General features: G+C 37.5%; 19 protein-coding genes. 18 read left to right on the top strand and 1 reads right to left on the bottom strand.

The window, feature by feature from the left end; translation table 11 throughout:
• Positions 1-52: 52 nt before the first annotated feature.
• The 7 genes from NYQ66_RS14850 to uxaC all read left to right on the top strand — a co-directional run bounded on the left by NYQ66_RS14850 (position 53) and on the right by uxaC (position 8,512).
• Positions 53-2,149 carry an alpha-glucuronidase family glycosyl hydrolase gene (locus NYQ66_RS14850; protein ID WP_259870516.1) on the top strand — a complete coding sequence of 699 codons (2,097 nt, stop codon included), beginning with the start codon at positions 53-55 and terminating at the stop codon, positions 2,147-2,149.
• A 65-nt stretch (positions 2,150-2,214) separates the two neighbouring features.
• Positions 2,215-3,291 carry a mannonate dehydratase gene (gene uxuA, locus NYQ66_RS14855; RefSeq protein WP_259870517.1) on the top strand — a complete coding sequence of 359 codons (1,077 nt, stop codon included), beginning with the start codon at positions 2,215-2,217 and terminating at the stop codon, positions 3,289-3,291.
• Positions 3,292-3,310: 19 nt separating this feature from the next.
• Positions 3,311-4,156, top strand: coding sequence for an SDR family oxidoreductase (locus NYQ66_RS14860; protein ID WP_259870518.1), 846 nt, complete (start codon positions 3,311-3,313; stop codon positions 4,154-4,156).
• A gap of 463 nt (positions 4,157-4,619) precedes the next feature.
• Positions 4,620-5,582: a sugar kinase gene (locus NYQ66_RS14865; RefSeq protein WP_259870519.1), complete on the top strand. Its 963-nt coding sequence runs from the start codon at positions 4,620-4,622 to the stop codon at positions 5,580-5,582.
• Positions 5,583-5,606: 24 nt separating this feature from the next.
• The gene (locus tag NYQ66_RS14870; protein ID WP_259870520.1) at positions 5,607-6,254 is read left to right on the top strand and encodes a bifunctional 4-hydroxy-2-oxoglutarate aldolase/2-dehydro-3-deoxy-phosphogluconate aldolase; all 648 of its coding nucleotides are present in this window, start codon (positions 5,607-5,609) and stop codon (positions 6,252-6,254) included.
• A gap of 282 nt (positions 6,255-6,536) precedes the next feature.
• Positions 6,537-7,082: a D-lyxose/D-mannose family sugar isomerase gene (locus NYQ66_RS14875; protein WP_259870522.1), complete on the top strand. Its 546-nt coding sequence runs from the start codon at positions 6,537-6,539 to the stop codon at positions 7,080-7,082.
• Between the two features lie 20 nt (positions 7,083-7,102).
• Positions 7,103-8,512 carry a glucuronate isomerase gene (uxaC, locus tag NYQ66_RS14880; protein ID WP_259870524.1) on the top strand — a complete coding sequence of 470 codons (1,410 nt, stop codon included), beginning with the start codon at positions 7,103-7,105 and terminating at the stop codon, positions 8,510-8,512.
• A gap of 288 nt (positions 8,513-8,800) precedes the next feature.
• On the opposite strand, the gene NYQ66_RS14885 is transcribed toward uxaC, so the two are convergent.
• On the bottom strand, positions 8,801-9,985 hold the full coding sequence (locus NYQ66_RS14885) for an ROK family transcriptional regulator (protein WP_259870525.1): 1,185 nt from the start codon (positions 9,983-9,985) through the stop codon (positions 8,801-8,803).
• 159 nt (positions 9,986-10,144) lie between these two features.
• On the opposite strand from NYQ66_RS14885, the gene xylA reads away from it, so the two are divergent.
• The 11 genes from xylA to NYQ66_RS14940 all read left to right on the top strand — a co-directional run bounded on the left by xylA (position 10,145) and on the right by NYQ66_RS14940 (position 25,518).
• Positions 10,145-11,470, top strand: a complete 1,326-nt coding sequence (gene xylA, locus NYQ66_RS14890) for a xylose isomerase (protein ID WP_259870528.1) — start codon at positions 10,145-10,147, stop codon at positions 11,468-11,470.
• Between the two features lie 190 nt (positions 11,471-11,660).
• Positions 11,661-13,160, top strand: coding sequence for a xylulokinase (gene xylB, locus NYQ66_RS14895; RefSeq protein WP_259870529.1), 1,500 nt, complete (start codon positions 11,661-11,663; stop codon positions 13,158-13,160).
• Between the two features lie 176 nt (positions 13,161-13,336).
• A complete protein-coding gene (locus NYQ66_RS14900; protein ID WP_259870530.1) occupies positions 13,337-14,485 on the top strand; it encodes a glycosyl hydrolase family 8 in 1,149 nt (382 codons plus the stop codon).
• Positions 14,486-15,247: 762 nt separating this feature from the next.
• The gene (locus NYQ66_RS14905) at positions 15,248-15,928 is read left to right on the top strand and encodes a YesL family protein (RefSeq protein ID WP_259870531.1); all 681 of its coding nucleotides are present in this window, start codon (positions 15,248-15,250) and stop codon (positions 15,926-15,928) included.
• Between the two features lie 147 nt (positions 15,929-16,075).
• Entirely contained in the window at positions 16,076-17,638 is a 1,563-nt protein-coding gene (locus NYQ66_RS14910; RefSeq protein ID WP_259870532.1) for a response regulator transcription factor, read from the top strand.
• 17 nt (positions 17,639-17,655) lie between these two features.
• Positions 17,656-19,410, top strand: a complete 1,755-nt coding sequence (locus tag NYQ66_RS14915) for a cache domain-containing sensor histidine kinase (RefSeq protein ID WP_259870533.1) — start codon at positions 17,656-17,658, stop codon at positions 19,408-19,410.
• A gap of 273 nt (positions 19,411-19,683) precedes the next feature.
• Positions 19,684-21,429, top strand: a complete 1,746-nt coding sequence (locus NYQ66_RS14920; protein ID WP_259870534.1) for an extracellular solute-binding protein — start codon at positions 19,684-19,686, stop codon at positions 21,427-21,429.
• A gap of 187 nt (positions 21,430-21,616) precedes the next feature.
• A complete protein-coding gene (locus NYQ66_RS14925; RefSeq protein ID WP_407652096.1) occupies positions 21,617-22,588 on the top strand; it encodes an ABC transporter permease in 972 nt (323 codons plus the stop codon).
• A gap of 12 nt (positions 22,589-22,600) precedes the next feature.
• A complete protein-coding gene (locus tag NYQ66_RS14930; protein WP_259870535.1) occupies positions 22,601-23,521 on the top strand; it encodes a carbohydrate ABC transporter permease in 921 nt (306 codons plus the stop codon).
• A gap of 130 nt (positions 23,522-23,651) precedes the next feature.
• Positions 23,652-24,668, top strand: coding sequence for an endo-1,4-beta-xylanase (locus NYQ66_RS14935; RefSeq protein ID WP_259870537.1), 1,017 nt, complete (start codon positions 23,652-23,654; stop codon positions 24,666-24,668).
• A gap of 322 nt (positions 24,669-24,990) precedes the next feature.
• Complete coding sequence (locus tag NYQ66_RS14940) at positions 24,991-25,518, top strand: hypothetical protein (RefSeq protein ID WP_259870538.1); 528 nt, start codon at positions 24,991-24,993, stop codon at positions 25,516-25,518.
• The last annotated feature ends 163 nt before the right edge of the window (positions 25,519-25,681 follow it).

The raw sequence follows: 25,681 nt of genomic DNA on the forward strand, positions 1-25,681 counted from the left end.
TAATGTGTAAGCGGTATCAACTATAACATTATATCGAGAGGGGATTTAGACCATGAGTGTAAAAACACCAAATGTAATAAAAGAATTATCCGCTGAAAAAGGATATAAAGCATGGTTACAGTACAATGAGATTACAGACGAGAGCCTAAAAGCAGAGTATTCCTCCTATTTCGCATCGTTAAGCGTGACAGAAGATTCACCAATTTTAAATGCAGCAGTTGAAGAGCTAACGTTAGCAGCTAACGCAATGCTAGGGAAAGATATGACAATCTATAACTATTTTACGGATGATGCCACTATCATTCTTGGTACATACCAAACTATCGATGTAGAAGAATATGGTCTTTCTGCAGATGAGGTGAAGAACCTAAATGATGAAGGTTACGTTATTAAATCGGTTAACCAAGCTGACACAAAGAAATTAGTACTAGTTGGTAAGACGGACAAAGGCGTGCTTTATGCAGCATTCCAATTATTACGCTTTATGCAAACAAGTAATTCAATTGATGGACTTCATCATGTCGAGCAACCGAAAAACCAGTTCCGTATGATGAATCAGTGGGATAACATGGATGGTAGCATCGAGCGCGGATACTCTGGTAATTCTATATTTTATGATGAAAATGGTTTTACTGGTGATTTAACTAGAATTAAAGATTATGCTCGTCTTCTATCTTCTGTTGGTATTAATGCAATATCGATTAACAACGTTAACGTTTGGGAAGTAGAGACAAACTTAATTACAAGTAAGTTTTTACCGGAAGTACAACAAATTGCGGATATTTTCAGAGCTTATGGTGTGCAAACATTCTTAAGTATAAATTTCGCTAGCCCTATTCAAATTGGTGGCTTAGCTACTGCGGATCCATTAGACGCGGGCGTGCAAAAATGGTGGGCAGAAAAAGTAGAAGAAATTTATAAATATATCCCTGACTTTGGTGGGTTTGTTGTGAAAGCAGACTCGGAGCATCGTCCAGGTCCATTCTTCTATGACAGAGACCACGCAGATGGCGCAAACATGTTAGCGGAAGCACTTGCTCCATTTAACGGAGTCGTATTCTGGAGATGTTTCGTGTACAACTGCTTACAAGATTGGCGTGATCGTTCTACAGATAGAGCTCGTGCGGCATTCGATCACTTTAAGCCGTTAGATGGGAAATTCCTAGATAATGTTGTATTACAAATTAAAAATGGACCAATGGACTTCCAAGTTAGAGAACCAATTTCTCCACTAATCGGTTCAATGGAAAAAACGAATCAAGTAATGGAATTCCAAGTAGCACAAGAGTACACAGGTCAACAAAAAGACCTTTGTTTCTTAGTACCGCAATGGAAGGAATACTTGAAATTTGATACGCATGCTAAAGGGGAAGGTACAACGGTTGATAGTATTGTAAATGGTTCGGTTTATGACTTTAAATATAGTGGGATCACAGCGGTTTCTAATATCGGTAACGATGCGAACTGGACTGGAAACACACTAGCACAAGCGAACCTTTTTGGTTATGGTCGATTAATCTGGAATCCGGATGCTACATCAGAAGATATTGCGGATGATTGGGTACGTTTAACATTTGGTGATGATAAAAATGTAGTGGAAACAGTGAAAGGAATGCTACTAGATTCTTGGCATATCTATGAAAATTATAATGCGCCACTTGGTGTAGGTTGGATGATTAATCAACATCACCACTATGGTCCAAATATTGATGGATATGAGTACGACGTTTGGGGAACCTATCACTTCTCAGATCGAGACGGTATGGGTGTTGACAGAACGATGGAAACAGGGACTGGATACACGGAACAATATTTCTCTCCAAATAAAGAAATCTATAATTCTTTAGAGACATGTCCGGATGAATTATTACTGTTCTTCCACCATGTTCCTTACACATATGAATTGAAATCTGGTAAAACAGTGATCCAACATATCTATGATACACACTTCTTAGGTTTCGAGCAGGTAGAAGGATTAATTACACGTTGGAACAGTTTAGAAGGAAAAATGGATGACTATCGTTTTAATAACGTGAAAGAAAGATTACACATGCAACTTAAAAATGCAAGAGAGTGGCGCGATCAAATTAACACGTACTTCTATCGTAAGTCAGGTGTTCCAGACGCAAAAAATAGAACAATATATTAATTCAAATGCTAGGGCTATCTAAAAATAGATAGCCCTAGGTTATACAATTATTGGAGGAATAGCAGATGAGAATGGTATTTCGATGGTTTGGTGAAGGAAACGATGCCGTTAGTTTGGATCACATTAAACAAATTCCTGGTGTAGAAGGTCTTGTATGGTCCTTGCATGATATTCCGGCTGGAGAAGAGTGGCCGTTAGAGCGAATTGAAGAAGTTAAACAACAAGCAGATAAACACGGTTTTCATATTGATGTTGTGGAAAGTGTAAACATACATGAAGATATTAAACTAGGTTTACCAACACGTGATAAATATATTGAAAACTATAAACGTACGATTGAAAAATTGTCTAAAGTAGGCGTGAAAGTAATCTGCTATAACTTTATGCCAGTATTTGATTGGACGCGTACGGATCTATTTAAAGCATTAGATGATGGTTCAACTGCTTTATTCTATGAAAAAGCAAAAGTAGAAAACATGGATCCTATCGAACTAGTAGAGAAAATTGCTAGCAATCAAGATTTCACTATGCCTGGTTGGGAGCCTGAGCGTTTAAAATCACTGAAGAACTTATTTGATGCATATAGCAAAGTGTCTACAGAAGATTTATGGAACAACTTACAGTACTTTTTAGAACAAATTATTCCGGTAGCAGAGGTAAATGACATTAAAATGGCGATCCACCCGGATGATCCACCATGGCCTATCTTTGGTTTGCCACGTGTAATTACGTCACATGAGAATATTAGAAGGTTTCTAAAACTTGTTGATAGTCCGTATAATGGTGTGACTTTATGTAGTGGTTCACTTGGAGCTAATCCAGAAAATGATATTCCAGCAATGGTACGTGAATTTGCAGATCGTATTCCTTTTGCACATATCCGAAATTTAAAACGCTTTGACAATGGTGATTTTATTGAAACATCTCACCGTACAGCGGATGGCTCTGTTGATATTACGAACATCGTAAAAGCGTATCACGATAGTGGCTTCACAGGTTATGCACGTCCAGATCACGGTCGTCATATTTGGGACGAGCAATGTAGACCGGGTTACGGCTTATACGACCGCGCTCTGGGAATCATGTACTTATGGGGACTATGGGACGCGATGGAGAATGAAAAACAAAGCTCAACTAAATAAATTTCGAGGAGGAGTAATTATGTTACCGATTAGTCCAGAGTTAAAAGGAAAAGTAGCGGTTGTCACTGGTGGTGGCGGTGTACTATGTGGTGCGATGGCTAAAGAGCTAGGACGCCAAGGAATGAAAGTTGCGATTTTAAATCGTACGTACGAAAAGGCTGTGAAAGTTGCAGATGAAATTAAAGCTAATGGCGGAGAAGCTTTAGCTGTTCAGTGTGATGTACTAGATTTGGAAAGTGTGAAAAAGGCAGAAGCACTTGTATCAGATACGTATGGTACGTGTGATGTATTAATTAATGGTGCAGGTGGTAATCATCCTAAAGGAAGTACGACTAATGAAACATTAAACCTTGCAGATATTAAGAGTGAAGAAGTGACATCATTCTTTGATTTAACTACAGAAGGATTTAATTTTGTGTTCAACTTGAACTTCATCGGAACCCTTATTCCAACACAAGTATTTACAAGAAAAATGGTAGAGGGATCCGGTTCTGTCATTAACATTTCATCGATGAGTGCGCCAAGCCCAATGACAAAAGTACCTGCTTATAGTGCGGCAAAAGCAGCAATCAACAACTTCACGCAATGGTTATCTGTTCATATGGCTGAATCGGATATTCGTGTAAATGCGATTGCGCCTGGATTTTTCTTAACAGAACAAAACCGTGGACTACTTACAAATACAGATGGTTCTCCAACACCAAGAATGCAGAAAATATTGGATCATACACCAATGCGTCGTTTAGGTAAACCAGAAGATTTATTAGGTACTTTGTTATGGTTAGTGGATGAAAATTCTAGTGGATTTGTAACCGGTACTTGTATTCCAGTAGATGGCGGGTTTATGGCTTATTCTGGGGTGTAAAAACTTTAGATTTTGACGTAATTTATATAAACTGTGCAGTAACTATCGCACCCGCTACACAAGTGAAATTGGCTCCCTTTCCACGGGCACGGCCTCAGCTAACTCAGAAGCAAAGTACGCTTCTGAGTGGATCTTCGGCTCGCGCTGTTCCCGTAGGAGTGTCGCCAATTTAACTTGTTTCGCTAATACCTGCACATAGATAAAACATTATATGATCTTTATACAGTAATAAAATCAGTGTGGAACATGAAATCTGTTTCTTGTACTCTTTTATCGTGAGAGAAGTTCTTGAAAATTAAGTCTTTATACACTTATTAGTTTGAAAGTCTAATAAGCGAAGTATTCTGCCGAACGGAGTGTTAGCACTCATCTAAAAGTTGTTACTGCGCTTATTATATATAATGTGAAAGATAAAGATAATATAAAAACCTATACGAAAGTGAAAAGAAACGAGGGTTTTAGTATGGATGTTGTAACTTTAGGGGAGACAATGATCGTATTTACACCAATGGCTTCACCATCGCCACTCATGCGCTATTCGAATAGCTACTCCAATAATTTTGGTGGTGCAGAAACGAATGTAGCAATTGGACTGTCACGACTAGGCCATCAGGTTGGTTGGGTTAGTAAACTAGGAAAAGATGAATTTGGCAAATCACTTCTCTCTTCGATAAGAGGTGAAGGTATTGATGTGAGTCAGGTGAAATTTGATCGCAGTGCGCCTACTGGCATTTATTTTAAAGAAGTAAGAAATAGCCAAGATGTGCGCGTGCAATATTATCGCGCTGGTTCAGCGGCTAGTCGACTAGAAGCGGCTGATATCAATGAGGATTATATTAAACAAGCCAAGTTCTTACACCTAACTGGTATCACACCGGCATTAAGCCAGAGTTGTTATGGAGCAGTGTTGCGTGCAATTTCGATCGCGAAAGAACACGGGACTAAAATTATCTTTGATCCTAACTTACGAAGAAAGCTATGGTCAGAAGATCGTGCACGTGAAGTGTTACGTGAACTTTGTTCGCTTGCTGATATTGTACTTCCAGGCGTTGATGAAGGAGCGTTCTTATTCCATGGAGAAAAGGATCCAGAAAAGCTTGGCGAACTATTTTTGGAGTTAGGTGCCGAGTTAGTTATCCTTAAAGTAGGAGCAAAAGGTGCTTTTTATTTTGACGGAACTACGAGTGAACTTGTAGAAGGATTCCCGGTAGAGCAAGTAGTTGATCCGGTTGGTGCTGGTGATGGTTTTGCAGCAGGTTTTATTTCTGGAATGTTGGATAACTTAACTATTCCGAAAGCGGTTGAACGCGGAAATGCAGTAGGCGCTATGCAGACATTGGTCAAAGGTGACTATGAAGGTTTACCAGACCACGAAGAATTAGAAGCATTTGTAAATCGAACAGCAACAGAAGATGTCGTTCGATAGATTAAGGTATTGGAGATGACTTACATGAAAACATTAGACAGATTAATAGATAGTGGTGTTGTTGCGGTTATACGTAAAGCGACACCAGATACAATCATTCCTATCGCTAAGGCTTTAAGTGCTGGTGGAGTAAAAGGAATTGAGATTACAGTAGAAACTCCAGGTGCTTTAGCTGTTATTGAAAAAGCGGCAAAAGAATTGGGTGACGATGATGCGATTGTTGGAGCAGGTACAGTGCTTGACGCTGAAACAGCTCGTATGGCACTTATGGCTGGCGCGAAATTCGTATTCTCCCCAACGGTTAATGTAGAAACAATTAAAATGACCAAACGTTATGGTGCTGTTTGCGTAGCTGGTGCATTTACACCAACTGAGATCTTAACGGCCTATGAAAATGGTTCTGACCTGATCAAAGTATTCCCTGCAAGTGTGGTTGGTCCAAGATTCTTTAAAGATGTTCGTGGTCCATTACCACAAATTCCGTTAATGCCAACTGGCGGTATTGATGTCGATAACGTAGGCGAATATATCAAAAATGGTGCTGTAGCTGTTGGTGCTGGTAGTACACTTGTGAAGGCTACAGACAATGCTGACGAAGCATACTGCAAAGCGTTAACAGAAAAAGCGAAACAGTTTGTAGCAGAAGTGAAGAAAGCTAGAGGATTAGCTTAATATATAAATATGGGGTTGTGTTCGTTTTTATTAGGCACAGCCTTTTTTTGCAATTGTAAGTTAGGCTCTTGTCTTGGAGATGAAGGCGCATATGGCGCATAATCAAGGCATTCCTCGCATAAAACGATAATGGAAGTTTGTCCAATTAAAGATGAAACACATACGTATGTTGGATTGGATGATTTTTTAGCATCCTTTTCAAATGAGTGAGCTTAAGAAATAGAATGCCGAGTCACACACCAGTAGTCGTGGGTTTTTCCAATGAAAAAAGGAGTGAGGCGCATGTTGGCTAAGGTAGATTATCAAAAAGCGAAGTCGAAAACAATTAACTTTTTTGACAGAGTAGGGATTGTGTTAACTAGTGAAGAAAAGCAATCCATTGAAGTTGCTGATTTTGGACTAAACGAATTAGAGGTCCAAGGTCTTGAGCTAATTACTTATATTAACAATGAGCACTATTGCGCGAAGGAACTAGTACTATTTCCAAACCAAACATGCCCAGAGCATAAACATCCACATGTAGGTGAGATAAAAGGTAAAACAGAAACGTTCCGATGCAGGTGGGGGAAGGTCTGGTTATATGTAGAAGGGAAACCATCTGAGGCAATGCAAGCAACTGTTCCAGTTGGAAGTGAGGATTACTACACTGTGTTTCATGAGGTAGAACTGAATGCTGGTGAGCAATACACAATTCCACCGAACACGTTGCATTGGTTTCAGGCAGATGGCCGTGGAGCAATTATTTCAGAGTTTTCAACTACGAGCAGAGATGAATCGGATATTTTCACAGATCCAAGAATAAAAAGAACACCGGAAGTAGCGGAATAAAGATTTATAGGAGGAGCGGCATGAAAACATTTTTGGACAAGGATTTTTTGTTAGAAACAGAAACAGCAAAACAACTTTATCATACGTATGCGAAAGATATGCCAATCTTTGATTACCATTGTCACTTAACAGCAAAGGAAATTGCGGAAGATAAGCGCTTTGATTCGATCACGGATGTATGGCTTGGTGAAGACCATTACAAATGGCGTGTGTTGCGAACAAATGGTGTCCCAGAAGAATTGGTGACTGGAAACGCGAGTGCTAAAGATAAGTATTTGAAATGGGCAGAAACTGTACCACATCTGATTGGGAATCCTCTTTATCACTGGACGCATTTAGAATTGCAACGGTGTTTTGGTATAGAAGAACCTTTATCACCAAAAACAGCTGAGCAAATATGGGAAAAGAGTAATGAAGTGATAAAGCAAGGGGCATTTTCTGCGCGTGGCATTATCGAGCAGTTTAATGTAAAAGGGATCTGTACAACGGACGATCCTATTGACGATCTAGCGTACCATAAACAATTAAAGGAAGACGCCTCTTTTGATGTGAAAGTGTTACCAACTTTCCGTCCGGATGGCGCATTAAATGTGCACATGGCTTCATTTGCCGATTGGGTTGCAAAACTAGAAGAGGTTAGTGGCGTTAAAATTGAAGGCTTTAACGACTTTTTATTAGCATTATCGCAACGTGTGGAGTATTTCCACGAAGTAGGTTGCAGACTTTCTGACCACGGTTTAGACACGCCATTTTATCGTAATGTTGACCAACAAACAGTTGAAACGATCTTTGATCAAGCGCGAAACAAACACACTATTACAGCTGAAGAGGCAACACAGTTTAGATGCTTTGTGTTAATCTTCTTAGGAAAGCTATATGCGAAAAAAGGTTGGTCGATGCAATTCCACATCGGTGGACTACGTAGCACGAATACACGGATGGTAGAAAAAGTAGGACCAAACACTGGTTTTGATTCGATTGCAGACTTTACTTATGCAGACGACTTAGCAAATGTTTTAAACGAATTGGATAAAACAAACGAGTTGCCAAAAACGATTTTGTATAATCTAAATCCTCGTGATAACTATATGTTAGCGACGATGGCTGGTAACTTCCAAGGGGATGTTCCAGGGAAAATTCAGTTTGGTACAGCATGGTGGTTCAATGATCACCGCGATGGTATGGAAGCGCAGATCAAAACCCTAGCCAATGTTGGTGTGTTATCACGTTTTATCGGTATGCTAACGGACTCTCGTAGCTTACTATCGTACACACGCCATGAATATTTCCGCCGCATTCTTTGTAACATCCTTGGTAAATGGGTGGAGAACGGGGAATATCCAAATGACATCGAGTGGCTAGGACAAATGGTACAGGACATTTCATTTAATAACGTTGAAGAATATTTGGGTGTGGAGTTAGCAAAATAGAATATTATTAATGCTTGGGTTCTCCGGTTCCCAAGCTTTTTTCATATTCTTTTTCCTTACACCTACACTTCATTTAATGAATTCGACAATGATGGAGGTGAATCGGAGATAAGCGACGCGAAAAACTAAAATCCGAGAAATACACGTCGCAAAAGGAGATAAGCGACACGAAAAACGGAAATCCGAGAAATACGCGTCGTAAAAGGAGAGGAGCGACATAAACCGCGTAATTTCCCTAGAGAACTAAAAAAGGTTGCTACATTTACATGAAAGCAACCTAAAAACACATTATTTCTTAATCAAATCCACCTCTAAAAAGTTCTCAATCGCAAAAGCAGCAACACCCAATGCAGTTGAATGTGTAGTAAGTATAGAAAAATTAATTTGTAGATCGGTTTGGTGAAACTTAAGCGCATAACTATAAATGCGATCAATTAATGTAGGTTGCAACCACTTCTTTGCAGCAGTAATCCGGTTGCCGATAATGATTTGGTCTGGGTTAAAGGAATTAACGATGTTTGTAATTCCTAATCCTAAGTATTCTCCAATTTCCTCAAAAAGAGCGATGGCATTAGGATCCTCTGCTTGATCTGCAAGCTGCACAAGCGTATCCAGTGTGAGTTCTTCTCCTTTATTAGGTTGAATCTTTAGTTCTTTCGCACGACGTAAAATAGCTTGTTCAGATGCATAGAGCTCCCAACAACCATTATTACCACATCGACAATCCAGTCCTTTTAATTCAATGGTCATATGACCGAACTCACCAGAAAATCCATGACTACCTTTGTATAAGTTGCCGTTTAAAATTAGTCCAACACCAATTCCGTAGCTAACACTAACATAGACGATATCTTGAAAATCTTTCCCAGCGCCGAACTTCTTTTCCCCATATGCACCTGCATTTGCTTCGTTTTCAATCGTAACAGGTAAGTTATATTTTTTCTCTACTTCTTCTTTTAACTGTATCCGTTTCCAATTTAGGTTAGGTGCAAGTAATATTTCACCTTCATTGCTTACAATACCGGGGACGCCAATTCCAATTCCTATGATTCCATATGGACAATCCGGTGCTTTGCTTTTTAAAAAATCAATCATATCCCACAATCGTTCACGTATTTCTTCATAGGAGATGTTTTCATAATTTATCTTCTTTTCGGTTATGATATTGCCGTTTAAATCTGTTAAGATGCCCAACAGGTAATTGACACCTAAATCAATGCCAATTGCGTATCCTACCAATTGATTAAATAACAACATAACGGGTCGTCTGCCACCACTGGATTCCCCAGGTCCTAACTCATCGATTAATTGTTCATTAATTAACTCACTAACTAATGAGGAGACGGTGCCTTTGTTTAACCCAGTACGTTGTGCAACATCAGCACGAGAAATCGGTGCATGTTCTTTTATGGTTTCAAGTACCAATGTTTTATTTTCTTTTTTCACTACATGTTGATTCCATGTTTGAGCCATAATATGATCATCTCGCTCCCCTAAAATGTAAAACTTTTGTGACGCTTCTGTAATTTTATCACAAACTTTGTTTATTCACTAGACAAACTATTATGTCGTTGTTATAATTATTTATGCAAGCGAATTTTATATATAAAGTAAATTGGAGGAATTTATAAAATGGCTTACTTTGAAAACGTTAACAAGATTAAGTACGAAGGCGCTAAGTCAACTAACCCTTTCGCATTTAAATTTTACAATCCAGAAGAAGTAATCAATGGCAAAACAATGGAAGAGTTCTTACGTTACGGTGTAGCTTACTGGCACACTTTCACTGCAGACGCTTCTGACCCATTCGGTGCAGGTACTGCAGTACGTTCATGGGACAAGTTTTCTGGAATGGACCTTGCAAAAGCACGCGTTGAAGCAGCTTTCGAATTCTTTGAAAAAATCGGTGCACCATACTTCTGTTTCCACGATGTAGACATCGCTCCAGAAGGTGACACTTTAGCTGAATCTCATAAAAACCAAGATACAATCGTTGCAATGATCAAAGATTACATGAAAGACAGCAAAACAAAATTACTTTGGAACACTGCTAACAACTTTACGAACCCACGTTTCGTACACGGTGCTGCTTCTTCAAACAGTGCAGACGTATTTGCTTATGCAGCTGCGAAAGTGAAAAAGCAATTAGAAATCGGTAAAGAGCTTGGTGGAGAAAACTACGTATTCTGGGGTGGTCGTGAAGGTTACGAAACGCTTCTTAACACAGACCTTAAATTAGAGCAAGACAACCTAGGACGTTTCTTCCAAATGGCAGTAGACTATGCAAAAGAAATCGGCTTTGATGCACAATTCCTAATCGAGCCAAAACCAAAAGAGCCAACTACACACCAATATGACTTTGACGTAGCAACTACAATTGGTTTCTTAAGAACTTATGGTCTTCAAGATCACTTCAAGATGAACATTGAAGCTAACCACGCTACACTTGCTGGACATACTTTCGAACACGAATTACGTTGGGCAAGAATCAATGGCATCTTAGGATCTGTTGATGCTAACCAAGGTGATCCATTATTAGGATGGGATACAGATGAATTCCCAACTGATCTTTACTCAACTACATTAGCGATGTATGAAATCATCAAAAACGGTGGTTTAGGTAAAGGTGGTCTAAACTTCGATGCGAAAATCAGAAGAGGATCATTCGAGCAAGACGATCTATTCCATGCACACATCGCAGGTATGGACGCATTTGCTATTGGTTACAAAGTAGCTAACAGAATGATTGAAGACAAAGTATTCGAAAATATCGTTTCTGAGCGTTATTCTAGCTTCACTACTGGTGTTGGTAAAGATATCGTAGACGGAAAGTCTGACTTCAAACAATTAGAAGACTATATGCTTAATAAAGGTGAAGTAACTCCACTTACTTCTGGTCGTACGGAGAGCATTAAAGCTACAATCAACCAATACCTTTTAACTACGTTCGCTGAATAATTTAAAACTTACCTTGTAACCAAATTACAATACCCTCACTTTAAAGTTGTAAGTGGGGGTATTACTTTCATACGCTAGAATATAGATATAGATGTTCAATTCGGGGATAACTAATAGAAAAAATTATAACTTTGCGGATTTGAAGATGGGGAAATTCCTATCCAGATATCCCAGGAGAAGAGGTGTTTGAATGAAATATGTTATTGGTGTCGATCTTGGTACGAGTGCTGTAAAGCTTTTGCTTGTTAATCAAAAAGGTGAAGTAGCACACGAAGTATCAAAGGAATATCCATTGATTCATGAAAAAACGGGTTATAGTGAGCAGGATCCAGAAGAGTGGGTAAAACAAACAACAGCTGGTCTTGCTGAGTTAGTTAGCACAGCCAATGTTGATGTAGATGCTATTGAAGGTATGAGTTTTTCAGGTCAAATGCACGGATTAGTACTTTTAGATGAAAACAATGAAGTATTGCGCAACGCAATTCTTTGGAATGATACACGTACAACTCCACAATGTGCAGAGATCTATGAAAAAGTTGGAAAAGAAAAGTTCATTGGTATTACGAAAAACCTTGCGTTAGAAGGTTTTACATTACCAAAAATCCTTTGGGTAAAAGAAAATGAACCGGATCTTTATGCGCAGGCAAAAACATTTGTACTTCCAAAAGACTATCTGCGTTACCGTATTACTGGTGAGTTACAAATGGAATATTCTGATGCTGCGGGTACAAGCTTGTTAGACATTAGTGCAAAAGACTGGAGCAAAGAAATCTGTGAAATTTTAGATATCGACATTTCTATTTGCCCTCCGCTTGTAAACTCTCACGACAATGTTGGTAACATCACAGCTGATTTTGCCAAAGCAACAGGTCTAGCTGGAACTACAGATGTATTTGCTGGTGGAGCAGATAACGCTTGTGGTGCAATCGGTTCAGGTATTCTTTCACCAGGTAAAACATTTGCAAGTATCGGTACTTCAGGTGTTGTACTTTCTTATGAAGAAACTGGTGATAAAGATTACGAAGGTAAAGTTCACTACTTTAACCATGCTGCACCAAATGCTTACTACACAATGGGTGTTACATTATCTGCAGGACACAGCTTAAACTGGTTCAAGAGCACGTTTGCACCAGAAGAAGACTTTGCTACACTTCTTCAAGACGTAGGTACTGTACCAGTTGGTTCGAACGGATTACTATTCACTCCTTATTTAGTTGGAGAGAGAACACCGCATGCAGATGCAACAATCCGTGGTAGCTTCATCGGAATGGATAGCTCACATAAGCGTAAGCACTTTGCTCGTGCGGTACTTGAAGGAATCACTTTCTCTCTTAACGAATCAATTGATATCTTTAGAGAGAATGGCAAAACGATCGATACCGTATACTCCATCGGTGGCGGTGCGAAAAACGAAGACTGGCTACAAATGCAAGCGGACATTTTCAATGCGAAAATTGTGAAGCTTACAAGTGAACAAGGTCCTGGTATGGGTGCTGCGATGCTTGCTGCATTTGGATCTGGTTGGTTCTCAACGCTTGAGGAATGTGCTGATGCATTCTTAGCAGAAGCAGAAAGCTATGAGCCAATTCCAGAGAACGCTGAAACTTATGCAAAATTATTTAAAGTGTACAAAGATGTGTACACGCAAACATCTAGCTTAAACAAACAATTAATGGATTTCCGTAGCTAATTTAACTTAATTAATAGGAAGGTGCGGTTTTTGAAAAGACCGCACCATCTATTTAATCGACGTGCTACTAAACATGTCGAAATTTGCTTCATTAAAACTTGAAAGTGCTTACATAATAAAGTAAAGTTAACTATGCACCTAAATCTAGAAGTCTATTTCACAAGGGGGAAGAACACATGACTGCAATTAAAGAAGGCGCTTATTATACAAATGAGTACAGAAACCTATTGAAAGATTATGGATATGATGAAAAGGAAATTGCTGCTAAAGTGCAAGATACATGGGAGAAACTTTTCACAGATAAAGATCCTGAGTATCAGATCTACTTTGAAAAAGGCGAAGATCTTGGATATATGGTTGATACGGGAAATATAGATGTCCGTACTGAAGGACAATCTTACGGTATGATGATGGCCGTGCAAATGGATAATAAAGATGTGTTTGATCGTATTTGGCGATGGACATATAAATATATGTACATGACAGAAGGAGAAAATGCAGGCTATTTTGCATGGTCTTGTCAAACTGACGGGAAGAAAAATTCACATGGTCCAGCACCAGATGGAGAAGAGTATTTTGCTATGGCATTATTCTTTGCATCTAATCGTTGGGGTGATGGAGAATTCCCATTAAACTATAGTGAACAAGCTAGAGAAATCTTAAAAGCATGTGTGCATAAAGGTGAAAATAATGATGGATATCCAATGTGGAATCCAGAAAATAAATTAATCAAGTTCATTCCAAATGTAGAGTTCTCTGATCCATCTTATCACTTACCACACTTTTATGAGTTATTTGCTTTATGGGCAAATGAAGAAGATCGTGGATTCTGGAAAGAAGCTGCCGATGCGAGCAGACAATATCTAAAAATTGCATGTCACTCTGAAACAGGCCTTGCTCCGGAATATGCATTCTATGATGGTACACCTAACCATGTAAGAGGCTTTGGGCATTTCTTTAGTGACTCTTATCGTGTTGCTTGTAACATTGGACTAGATTATGAATGGTTTAAAGACGAAGAGTGTCCAACTGACATCAATGACAGGATTCAAGCTTTCTTTGTTGATAAAGATCCAGATGACTATCGCCGATATAAAGTTGATGGAGAGCCGTTTGAAGAGAAGTCATTACACCCTGTTGGATTACTAGCATCTAACGCAATGGCATCTTTAGCTACAACTGGCAAAAATGCAGAGAAATGTGTGGACCTTTTCTGGAATACACCGCTTCGCACTGGCGATCGTCGCTACTATGATAATTGCTTGTATTTCTTTAGTTTATTGTCTTTAAGTGGAAACTTTAGAATAATAAAACCAGCTGAATAACATAATAAAAAAAGAAATCGAGTGGGCCTGTTGTTCACTCGGTTATTTTTTTGAAACAGAGAAAATCAAACGTTGTATGACGGAATTTGTATAGAGTGCACCGTAACACAAGATAATGAGAGAATACAACGCAAGCGGTCATGAGTTCCCTTATTTTCTTGTTTTTAACCAATTTTGAATCTGAGCGGTCATACAGTACGCTATTTTAACAAAATGCCATCGAAATCAATGCAATTAGGTCATATAACGAATCTGGTGACCGCGAAAATTTGGTAACAATGAAATTTAGGCAAATAACGGATCCCATGACCACCAAGATTTCCATAGAATTCGGAGCGGCTATGAGAGACCTTATTTTCCTATTTTAGGCCAATTTAAAATCTAAGCGGCTATACAGTACGTTATTTTAGCAAAATGCCCACGTAATCAATGGAAGCAGGGCAAATAAGGGATCTGGTAGCCGCTAAAATAATATAAAGGAAGATTATGGACAAATAACGGATCTCTTAGCCGCCAAAATCGACCATAGATTAGCGGCTGCTACAGTTGCGACGCATTTTGTATCAAATATGAATAATTTGTGGAAGTGTGCGACTTATAGAGTGCTAATATAAAATAAATTTTGATTTATTATAGGATGAATTAGTACGAGTATCTTCTATTATAATAAGTAACATCTTTATGTCGGATTATTGTATATATTGTTAGTAATCGCATGTTATAATCAATTTGATATAAAATTGGAAATGAGGTTATTCAGCTATGTCTATGGGAAAGAACATCAGTGGTAGTGGAAAAGGAATGTACCGTATACTTGAATGGATTATGTGGATTGCATATGTCAACTTATTGTGGTTTGGCTTTTCCCTTTTAGGTCTAATTGTCTTAGGAATATTTCCTGCTACAGTAGCTATGTACACTGTTTGGCGAGATTTATTAATAGGCAAACCGGTAAAGTTTTTCAATACCTTCTTACACACTTTTAAAAGTGAGTTCTTCAAAGCCAACCTAATCGGTTTTGTACTTCTTATAGTGGGATATATTTTATATTTAGATTTACAATTCTTACCGAATGTAACTGGTGCCATGTCGTATGTATTACGAATTGGGTTAATTTTTGTTGGGATCCTTTATATCATTGCACTTTTATATATTTTTCCTGTTTATGTACATTTTGACCTCAAATTTAGGAGTTATTTTAAACAAGCGATTTTAATCGGTGTATTTAGTCCAATTATGACTATTGCCATGGTTGTCGGATTAGTAGGTTTATATTACCTTATGTCTTTTCTACCAGGTCTAACACCGTTAATCTCAGCAAGTATGATCTCTCTTATAACAATGGGGTGTGCTTTGTTAGCATTCAAGCGCTTAGAGTATAAACAACAAGTACTTAAAGAACGTGCAGATGAAAAAGAACAAGGCGAAGAAAGTAATAAATAAGAGTAACAAACTTTTTAGTGAAACCACCCTTCTAATTGAAATACAATATATTTTAAATGTAGCAACTGGCAGTCTGATGCACTTGGTGGGAACAGACTCTATCTATCTTTTCGCCTGCGAGGGAGTAGGATTGAAGGAGGAACAGCATTGCGGTATAAAGTTTTTTTAGTTGATGATGACCGATTTATTCGACAAGGGTTACGAAGTTTGATTGATTGGAATAGTTGTGGATTTGAGGTTTTTGCGGAAGCTGACAATGGAGAAGATGCGTTAGAGTTTATCAAGGAACATAAACCAGACTTAGTCGTTACTGACATTCGAATGCCTGTGCTTGATGGGATAGGACTTATTAAACAAACAACAGAATTGGAAGTTCGTTCGCCGAAATTTATCATTGTAAGTGGTTATAGTGATTTCAAATATGCACAACAAGCTGTACGGTTTGGGGTGCATGATTTTATTCTTAAGCCAATTGATAAAGACGAATTCGAAACAACGTTGCGTGTGCTATTTGAAAAGATGGAAAAAGAAAAAGTGCAACAACGAAATAAAGCAAACACATTAGCAATCGCTACCTTAGAGGAGATCATTTCCGGAAAGGACAACCTGTCGAGTAGCAAAGATTGGCTAGAGAAGCTAAATGTGAAACAAGCTGGATTAATGAGTTACATGTTGATTGAAGTCAATCATATGAAGGTTGACGCTCTATTGATACGTGACACGATTCACCAAGCAATTAACCAAGATAATACAGAAGCTAACAATATCTTGTTCAGGGAACATGGCCATGGCCATTTTGGCTTGCTTGTCCACACAGAACAATTGCAAGTTGCTAACAAGAATCTAGAGCAATTTGCAAATAAACTTCAATCAGATTTAACTGAAAAGTTAGAGCAACCCGTCTCTTTGTTTGTAGGTAAACTTGTTGAACATCCAAAAGAGATAAAAGAGTCCTTTGAGTCTGCGAAAGTTGCTGCGCAATTCAAATATGTAGAGGAACCAAACCGACCAATCTTTTACGATAAGATTCATGATAATGCTGTTCACTATATTGATTTGGATCAGTCCTACTATGATCGTTTAATGGAACAAATCGAAGAAAACAATGTAGTCAAAATTGAAGGTACGATTGATCAAATGGTTCAACAATATAAAGATAAGTCTTTCGCACGTGATGCGGTTAAAACATCCATTAATCGGTTTGTACATGAGCTAGTAAAAACCGTAAAGTCATTTAATGGAGATGAAAAGGATCTATATACACTTGATTCTATGTTAGAACTAAGAGACCATCCTTGTACATTAGACCAAATAAAAGTTGAATTTTACGCGTTTACACTAGAAGTATCGTCTTTGATTGCAAAGTTAAATAAAGATAATTTAAAGGGCAATATTCATAAAGTAAAGAAATATATTGATACACACTTCAGAGAGAATCTTACATTAAAAAGCATCGCTAATGAGTTTTATATGAATCCAGTTTATATGGGCCAGTTATTTAAAAAAACATATGGCATGTATTTTAAAGATTACTTCTTGCAGGTTCGAATAAATGAAGCAAAGAAAATGTTAAGACAAACAGACATGCGCGTGTATGAAGTTGCGGAAAGTGTAGGCTTCGGTAATGCTGATTATTTTGTGACACAATTCGAGAAAACTGTTGGCGTGACACCAACAAAATACCGAAATAAAGTGATGAAACAAAACTAAAAGAAGTTGGCGATAGAATGAGACGCTTCCATATCAATAATATTCGACTTCGAGACAAGTTATTAATGGTATATTTTCTTTGTGTTTTTTTACCAATTATTTTAACCAATATCATATTTTATTTTGTGACAGTGGGTAATGTGAAAGAACAAAAAATGGATGACCTCTCTTTATCACTAGAGCAAATTTCGAATGACCTACAAGAGGGAATTGATGATGCTGTAAGTGTATCTCATGTCTTGTACACCGATAATATGTTAGATTCTTTTTTGGAGAGACGTTATGAAGAAACAATTGACTTTGTACTTGCCTACAATACTTATTATCGTGATGTAAGTAAATATGCGCCGATCTATTCTTTTATTCACTCCATTAGTCTCTACACAGAAAATGAAACGGCAATTTATGCTGGTGGTATTTATGAAATTAATGAGGAAGTAAAACAAACGGAATGGTATCAAAAAACGGTAGAGAGTCCCGATATGTCACCAGTATTAACTCGTTCAAAAGGGGATGCGGACGAATTAGATACTTTTAGTGTAACGAGAGAGCTTGGACTTTATGAAAACTCCCCTATACAAAAGATCATTAAGATCGATTTAAGTTTGGCTGTTATTGAACAAATATTCGATAGTGCCACTTTCCATGGGGATGTATATTTGTTAAATGAAAATGGTGAAATAGAATACACGAATAATCCAAATGTGAACTGGTTAAATGGTAAGCTAGTGTTTAATCCAAACAGATATGCAAATAACGGTGTGATGATTGAAACTGGATATACTGCACAGTACATGGATAATTGGAGGTTAGTTGGGATTGTAGCGGAAAATGAACTTTTAGAAGACGTGCAAACGTCCCGTAAATCTTTGTTTCTTATAACATTTCTTAACTTTGTCATCCCATCTGCTGTTATAATTTTTATCACTAGTAATTTACACATACGGTTGTCGAACATTATTCGTCATATTCGGAAAGTGGAAAAACAAAATTTCGATATCATCAAAGGGAAGCAATATCGAGATGAAATAGGTGTATTAACATCTGAATTTAATCGAATGTCTTTAAAAATAAAAGGTCTTATTAATGACGTATATGTTGCTAGTATTCAGAAAAAGGATCTGGAATTGCAAAGCAAACGGGCACAACTTAGTGCGATGCAAAGTCAAATTAATCCTCATTTTTTATTTAATGTGTTAGAAACCATTCGGATGCGAAGCTTGATAAAAAAGGAAGATGAAACTGCGAAGATTATTCAAAACATGGCGATGATGCTAAGGAGATCTTTTATTTGGGGGAAAGATTGGGTGACGGTTGAGGAAGAGGTTTACTTGATCAAGTGCTTCTTAGAAATTCAATACTATCGATTTGATGATAAAATGAAATATTATATTGATGTAGAACCCGAAGCAAACGAGGCAGTCATACCGAATATGATGTTGATTCCATTTGTTGAAAATGCTAGTATTCATGGAATTGAAGCCATGAAAGGATCTGGGGTGATCAACATAAAGATATCCCTCAGTGATAATCGATTAATCTGCGAGATAAAAGATGATGGGGTTGGAATGGAAGAAGAAAAATATAATTCTATATTAAAGTCACTACAGGAAGAGGAATATATTGGAGAACATGTTGGGATTAAAAATGTCTATTATAGATTAAAGCTTCATTATAAAGATCAATTTAAGTTTGAACTTAAAAGTAAAAAAGACATAGGTACAACAGTGCGAATCAGTATTCCTGTAGATAAAGATAAAAATGTAGTCTAGATATAACTAGACTACATTTTTTTGTCTAAGTTTATCATCTATTCATGAAAAAGGAGATGAATTATTCCATTTTTACTAGATTTTCACATAACAAATTATAGGTTTATCCGACAAAAACTCTAGCAATCTAAGTTTTACAAAGTAACAACTATAGTTTGTTGGGTAACTGAACGAGATTTTAGAATGTATAATGAAAGTGCTTACAAAGAACGGCGACGATTTAATAATCGAAGTTATGTAAGCGATTAATTAGAAAAAAGGGGGAAATACCTAATGTTTAAGTTTAAACATTTGCTTTTCGCTTTAATGCTTGTTCTTCTACTAGCTGTAGTAGGATGTAGCGATGACAGCGATGAAACAAGCGGCGAGAATAATGAGCCAGATACTTCTGAAGAAGGAACAGATAATGAAACTCCTGAAGAAGAACCGGAAGAAAATCTTGAGCCTGTATCGTACGATTTCTTTGATGCATCAGGTCCAGGAACTGACATCAACACAAGTGAAGTAGAACTTGGTAAGCGTTTTGAAGAAGCTACTGGAGTAACTTTCGATATCGAGCATATCGTAGGTGACGTTAACCAAAAGATCGGTACAATGATCGCTAGTGGTGAATACCCAGAACTATTAAACGCTGAGCAATCTACAGATGCGGTTATCGACGCTGGTGGATTTGTTCCATTACAAGATTTAATTAAAGAACATGCTCCAAACCTTTATGACATGTACGCTCCATATTGGGAGTTGATGAAACGTGATGATGGTAACATCTATCTTATTTCATCTGGTGCGCCAAATGGATATGCTAGACCAGCTAACCTTGAACAAGGTGCTTGGTTTATCAAACGTGAAGCTCTAGCAGAACTTGACTATCCAGAACCAAGAACTTTAGATGAGTACTTTGCAGTTATTGAAGAATTTATGGCAGCTAACCCTCAAACAGAAGATGGTGCTGATAGAATCGGTTTTACAGCTTTAACGTATGACTGGAGATTATTCGCATTTACTAACCAACCGAACCACTTAGCTGGTTTCCCTAACGATGGTGGCGCGATGATCGACATGGAAACACAAGACGCTACTGTGTATGCTAACACAGATTATACAAGAGATTGGTTGAAAAAGTTAAACGAAGTGAATAACAAAGGTCTATTTGACCGTGAAGCATTTACACAAAACTATGATGAATACCTAGCTAAGATAACTAATGGTCGTGTAGTAGGTTTCTTCGACTACCAATGGCAAATTGGTGACGCTTGGAACAAACTAGGTGAAGATGAAGATCCATACAATGATTACATGGGATTCCCTATAACATTTAGTGAAGATATTAAAGACCAATACCTAGATCCAGTTGCTTATGTATCATCACCTGGTATGGGTATTACTACTGGTACTCCTGAAGAGGATCAGATCAGAATCATTAAATATCTAGATCACATTGCTAAAATCGAAACACAAAAAGAAATTATGTGGGGCGATGAAGGCGTACACTATGAAGTAAGTGATGATGGTCGCTACTATCGTACAGAAGAACAAATCGCAATGTTAGAACCAAAAGAGTTCAGAGATGCACACGGTTTCACATACTTTGAGTGGGGCTGGCCTCGTATGTCAGGATTGTATGATGATGGTAACTCTGTAGAACCACGCAGACAACCTGAAGTAGCAGCTTTATCTTACAAAGATGGTGATAAAGAATTCCTAGATGCTTACGGAATTACAACTTTCACTGAGTTATTCGCTGAGCCAGAAGAAAGACCATGGTTCCCAGCATGGGATACACCAGTTGAAACTGGATCAGACGCTGCGCTTTATGATCAAACGAATAATGATCTTATGTTAAGACAATTCCCTAAAATCATTACTGGTGATCCATCTGAATTCGATGCTAACTGGCAAGAATATTTAGATGAGTTCCCATCAGATTTAGCGGAAGCTTATGAAGAAGTAATTGGTAATGGTGCGAAGAGTAAAGCTGAAAAGCTTGCTGAAGGTGTAGAAAACGCTAACGCTGAGTAATTAGAAAAAATAATGGAAGGCTGAGTTGTCCTTGGGGAGTTCAGCCTTCCCATTTTTCCGAATATGACAAAAAGTTAATACTGACTAGATATAAAAACGTACGATGACCATCAGGACGAGTGAAACGAACTGGTGGGAATTTGGTTTTTTCATCAAGGATGTACAGAAGAGAAGGAGGGAATAGATCATGCAAGCACAAACTGAAGTAAACGCACCTACTCCTAAAATGCCTCAAAGAAAAGATAAGGGATTCAAGGCTTTCTTGAAAAAATGTAAAGACCAACGTGCTTTACTTATCATGACAATCCCATTTGTAATTTGGGTATTTATTTTTAAATATCTTCCAGTTTGGGGCTGGACAATGGCCTTTCAGGATTATAAGCCAGCAAGAACATTTTCCGAGCAAGAGTGGGTTGGGTTCAAACACTTCTTATTCTTGTTTGAAAGTGACCGTTTCTTAGGTGTTTTACGAAATACATTAGCACAAAGTGTTATTAACATGGTATTAGGATTCGTAACAGCAATCGGATTGGCTGTTTTAATTAACGAATTAACAAATATGAAATTTAAAAGAGTGGTACAAACTATCAGTTATTTACCACACTTCCTATCATGGGTAGTTGCGGCTGCATTAGTTTCATCCGTATTATCTATTGATGGTATTATCAATGAAATATTAATGGGTCTTAACTTAGTCGATAGAGAACTGTTATTCTTAGGTGTTGGTGAGTGGTTCTGGGGTATCCTAGGTGCTGCTGAAACATGGAAAAATGTTGGTTGGAATGCAATTATCTATTTAGCGGCAATTTCAATGATCGACCAAGAACAGTATGAAGCTGCAAAAATTGATGGTGCATCTCGTGTTCAAAGGATTATTCACATTACCATACCTGGAATGAAGTCAGTAATCATTGTACTTTTAATTATGAACATTGGTTACATCCTAGAAGCAGGATTTGAAGCGCAATACCTACTAGGTAATGGACAAAACGTTGAGTATTCTGAGAACATCGACGTATTTGTTATTAAATATGGTATATCGCAGTTTAACTTTGCTTTAGCGACCGCAGCAGGTATGTTCAAGACTGTTATAAGTTTTGTTTTCTTAGTAGCAGCGAACTCACTATCTAAAAAAATGGGCCAAGGCGGACTATACTAGGAGGTGTACAGCATGAAAAAAGCTAAAAAAAGAAAATCAGGTTTTATGAAAACAAGAGAAGACGTGATCTTTGACACAAGTAATATAATTTTCATGGTTCTACTATGTTTAGTCATGCTATATCCATTCTTAAACCAAATAGCCATTTCTGTAAACGATGCATCAGACTCTGTTAGAGGCGGTATCTACTTATGGCCAAGAGAATTTACATGGCATAACTATGAACACGTGTTTGAGAATGCATCTGTACTACAAGCGATTTTGATTTCAGTATTAAGAACTGTAATCGGAACCGGAGCTGGATTACTTTGTACGGCAATGGTAGCGTATGCAATCGCACAAGAAAAATTTGTGTTTAAGAAATCTGTAACAATTATCTTCATCATGACAATGTACTTTAACGGTGGTTTAATCCCTACATTCCTATTAATGAGAGATTTAAACTTAATCGGAACGTTCTGGGTATATATCTTACCAACATTGATCAGTGCATTTAACTTAATCATTATGCGTTCCTTTATTGAAGGACTTCCTAAGAGTATTTTTGAGCAAGCGAGAATTGATGGAGCAGGCGATTTCCGTGTATTCTTCCAGATTGTTTTACCACTTTCTTTACCGGTAATAGCAACAGTTGCATTATTCTTAGCTGTATTCCAATGGAACCAGTGGTTTGACGTATTCTTATACAACTCAAGTAATGAATATTTAACAACATTACAATACGAGTTAATGAAAATTCTTTCTAACTCTGCAACACAAACTGGTGACATGGCATCTGCCTTTGCGAATTCTGGTGGAGGAAGTGCAGAGATTGTTACTCCTAAGTCTATTCAAGCTACAATGACAATCGTTGCAAGTTTACCAATTATCTGTGTGTACCCATTCTTACAGAAGTACTTTGTAAAAGGTATGACAATTGGTGCTGTTAAATAATCATCCATTTTATTGAAGCTAGACGAGTTCAACTTTTGAACGGATATAACTAATTAGCATAGCAGAAGGACAACAGAGAAGGAATTATCATCTTTTGCTAATAAGTAAGTTAATGAGGAGCGAGTGCAAAATGACTAATTATAGCGAGCATAAGGCAATTCCTTCTCTTCATGAGGTGTATAAAGACTATTTCCTTATTGGAGCAGCAGTGAATCCAACGACATTAAATACGCAGCAGCAATTAATTAAGAAGCACTTTAACAGCATTACAGCTGAAAATGAAATGAAGTTTGAAAGATTACATCCAAAAGAAAATGAATACACGTTTGAAAAAGCAGATGAAATGATGGCTTTTGCTAAGGAAAACGGAATTCAAGTGCGAGGTCATACACTCGTATGGCATAATCAAACATCGGATTGGATATTCAAAAACGAAGATGGTTCAACCGTAAATAGAGAGAGACTTTTAGAGAGAATGAAATCACATATTAATACTGTGATGGAAAGATACAAGGGGCAAATCTATAGCTGGGATGTTGTCAATGAAGCTGTGTCAGATAGTGGATCAAACATATTTAGAGATTCGAAATGGTTAGAGATTATAGGAGAAGATTTTCTTGATAAAGCATTTGAATATGCCCATGAAGCGGACCCTAATGCAACACTTTTCTATAATGACTATAATGAATCGAACCCTGAAAAAAGGGATAAAATCTACACTTTGACAAAGGGCTTAGTGGAAAGAGGAGTACCAATTCACGGAGTTGGATTACAAGCTCACTGGAAACTACAGAGTCCTACTTATGATAATATTAGACAAGCTATTGAAAAATATGCCTCATTAGGCTTACAAATACAAGTTACAGAAATGGACGTTTCATTCTTTGAAGAAGGAGACAAACGTACAGATCTATTAACTCCACCAGATGATTTACTAGCAGTGCAAGCGGAACGTTATCAAATGTTCTTTGAAATCTTTAGAGAATATAAAGAACATATAACTTCTGTTACGTATTGGGGTGGAGCAGATGATTACACTTGGTTAAGCAATTTTCCTGTTCGAGGAAGAAAGAATTGGCCATTAGTTTTTGATGAAAATCACAATCCGAAAAAGTCTTTCTGGAATATTGTTGAGTTTAATAAGTAATTAAACTTAATATCAAATAAGATCTTTACATTGCTGTGTACTAACCTTTCTTATAGAGAAAGGTTAGTAACTGTAATGTATATTGTATCCTTCCACCAATCGGTAATTTTTTTCGTGATTTAAGAAAGCGGTTTCTTTTAAAATGCTTGTGAAAAGTGCTACTTATAAAAGGTATTCGTCTTCATTAGGCATTGCGTTTTATGAGTAGGACATACTCAGTGACACTCAGAAATTATTGTAACTCGCCTTTAGTCCTACCCTTTTGTTACAATTAATAGGTATTAGTATAGTCCAAAAATAAACAAATGGAATGGTGAGAGAAATGAAAAGGTTTGGTTTACTTGTTTTACTTTTATCACTAGTGCTTCTAGTAGCAGCGTGTTCAGAAGAAGAAAACAAGACAGAAATCTCGTTCTTTGCCGACTTTCCAACTACAGTTTCGGAGCAAGTTGAAAGCATTGTGGTGGAAGGCATAGAAGGAAGTACTGCTGAAGATTTTAGCATTCAGTTTTACCCAATGTATCACGAGAAAATTTACGCTGAGTTAGCTGGTAAGTACGGTGATATTTATATCATTAGACAAGGTGCAATTGAAGGAATATTAGATCCGGTATCATTTGTACCGTTAGATGATGTGGTGCCTCCAGATTCACTATCGGACGAGTTTACAGAACCTGATCCAGACACAGGTGAAGAACGGACATATGTTGTTCCAATTGAGAATGAATCAAGATTGCTAAGAGAGTTAGGTGTTACCTTAGATACTCCTCTAGCAGCTTTTATACCTGGGTTTAGTGATAGCCAAGAAGAGTCAGTTGAACTCTTGAAGTATCTAACAGAAACTAAATAAATATTAGAGAACATGCGAAGTAGTGCGCTTTTTTACTTCTCCGTATGTTCCTATTAATACATACTATTAACAACTAATCTATTAATAATTTCCTCATAAGCTTCAATTTCTACATTATATTACTCTCAACTAGAATCTATTACATGAGAATCAAAAAAAATAT

It is taken from the genome of Aquibacillus koreensis (assembly GCF_025154055.1).
Taxonomy (GTDB): domain Bacteria; phylum Bacillota; class Bacilli; order Bacillales; family Amphibacillaceae; genus Aquibacillus_C; species Aquibacillus_C koreensis.

Bases quoted from the DNA above. Each gene is read 5' to 3' on its own strand.
- NYQ66_RS14850 (WP_259870516.1), top strand. From the start codon at position 53: ATGAGTGTAAAAACACCAAATGTAATAAAAGAATTATCCGCTGAAAAA.
- uxuA (WP_259870517.1), top strand. From the start codon at position 2,215: ATGAGAATGGTATTTCGATGGTTTGGTGAAGGAAACGATGCCGTTAGT.
- NYQ66_RS14860 (WP_259870518.1), top strand. From the start codon at position 3,311: ATGTTACCGATTAGTCCAGAGTTAAAAGGAAAAGTAGCGGTTGTCACT.
- NYQ66_RS14865 (WP_259870519.1), top strand. From the start codon at position 4,620: ATGGATGTTGTAACTTTAGGGGAGACAATGATCGTATTTACACCAATG.
- NYQ66_RS14870 (WP_259870520.1), top strand. From the start codon at position 5,607: ATGAAAACATTAGACAGATTAATAGATAGTGGTGTTGTTGCGGTTATA.
- NYQ66_RS14875 (WP_259870522.1), top strand. From the start codon at position 6,537: ATGTTGGCTAAGGTAGATTATCAAAAAGCGAAGTCGAAAACAATTAAC.
- uxaC (WP_259870524.1), top strand. From the start codon at position 7,103: ATGAAAACATTTTTGGACAAGGATTTTTTGTTAGAAACAGAAACAGCA.
- NYQ66_RS14885 (WP_259870525.1), bottom strand. From the start codon at position 9,985: ATGGCTCAAACATGGAATCAACATGTAGTGAAAAAAGAAAATAAAACA.
- xylA (WP_259870528.1), top strand. From the start codon at position 10,145: ATGGCTTACTTTGAAAACGTTAACAAGATTAAGTACGAAGGCGCTAAG.
- xylB (WP_259870529.1), top strand. From the start codon at position 11,661: ATGAAATATGTTATTGGTGTCGATCTTGGTACGAGTGCTGTAAAGCTT.
- NYQ66_RS14900 (WP_259870530.1), top strand. From the start codon at position 13,337: ATGACTGCAATTAAAGAAGGCGCTTATTATACAAATGAGTACAGAAAC.
- NYQ66_RS14905 (WP_259870531.1), top strand. From the start codon at position 15,248: ATGTCTATGGGAAAGAACATCAGTGGTAGTGGAAAAGGAATGTACCGT.
- NYQ66_RS14915 (WP_259870533.1), top strand. From the start codon at position 17,656: ATGAGACGCTTCCATATCAATAATATTCGACTTCGAGACAAGTTATTA.
- NYQ66_RS14920 (WP_259870534.1), top strand. From the start codon at position 19,684: ATGTTTAAGTTTAAACATTTGCTTTTCGCTTTAATGCTTGTTCTTCTA.
- NYQ66_RS14925 (WP_407652096.1), top strand. From the start codon at position 21,617: ATGCAAGCACAAACTGAAGTAAACGCACCTACTCCTAAAATGCCTCAA.
- NYQ66_RS14930 (WP_259870535.1), top strand. From the start codon at position 22,601: ATGAAAAAAGCTAAAAAAAGAAAATCAGGTTTTATGAAAACAAGAGAA.
- NYQ66_RS14935 (WP_259870537.1), top strand. From the start codon at position 23,652: ATGACTAATTATAGCGAGCATAAGGCAATTCCTTCTCTTCATGAGGTG.
- NYQ66_RS14940 (WP_259870538.1), top strand. From the start codon at position 24,991: ATGAAAAGGTTTGGTTTACTTGTTTTACTTTTATCACTAGTGCTTCTA.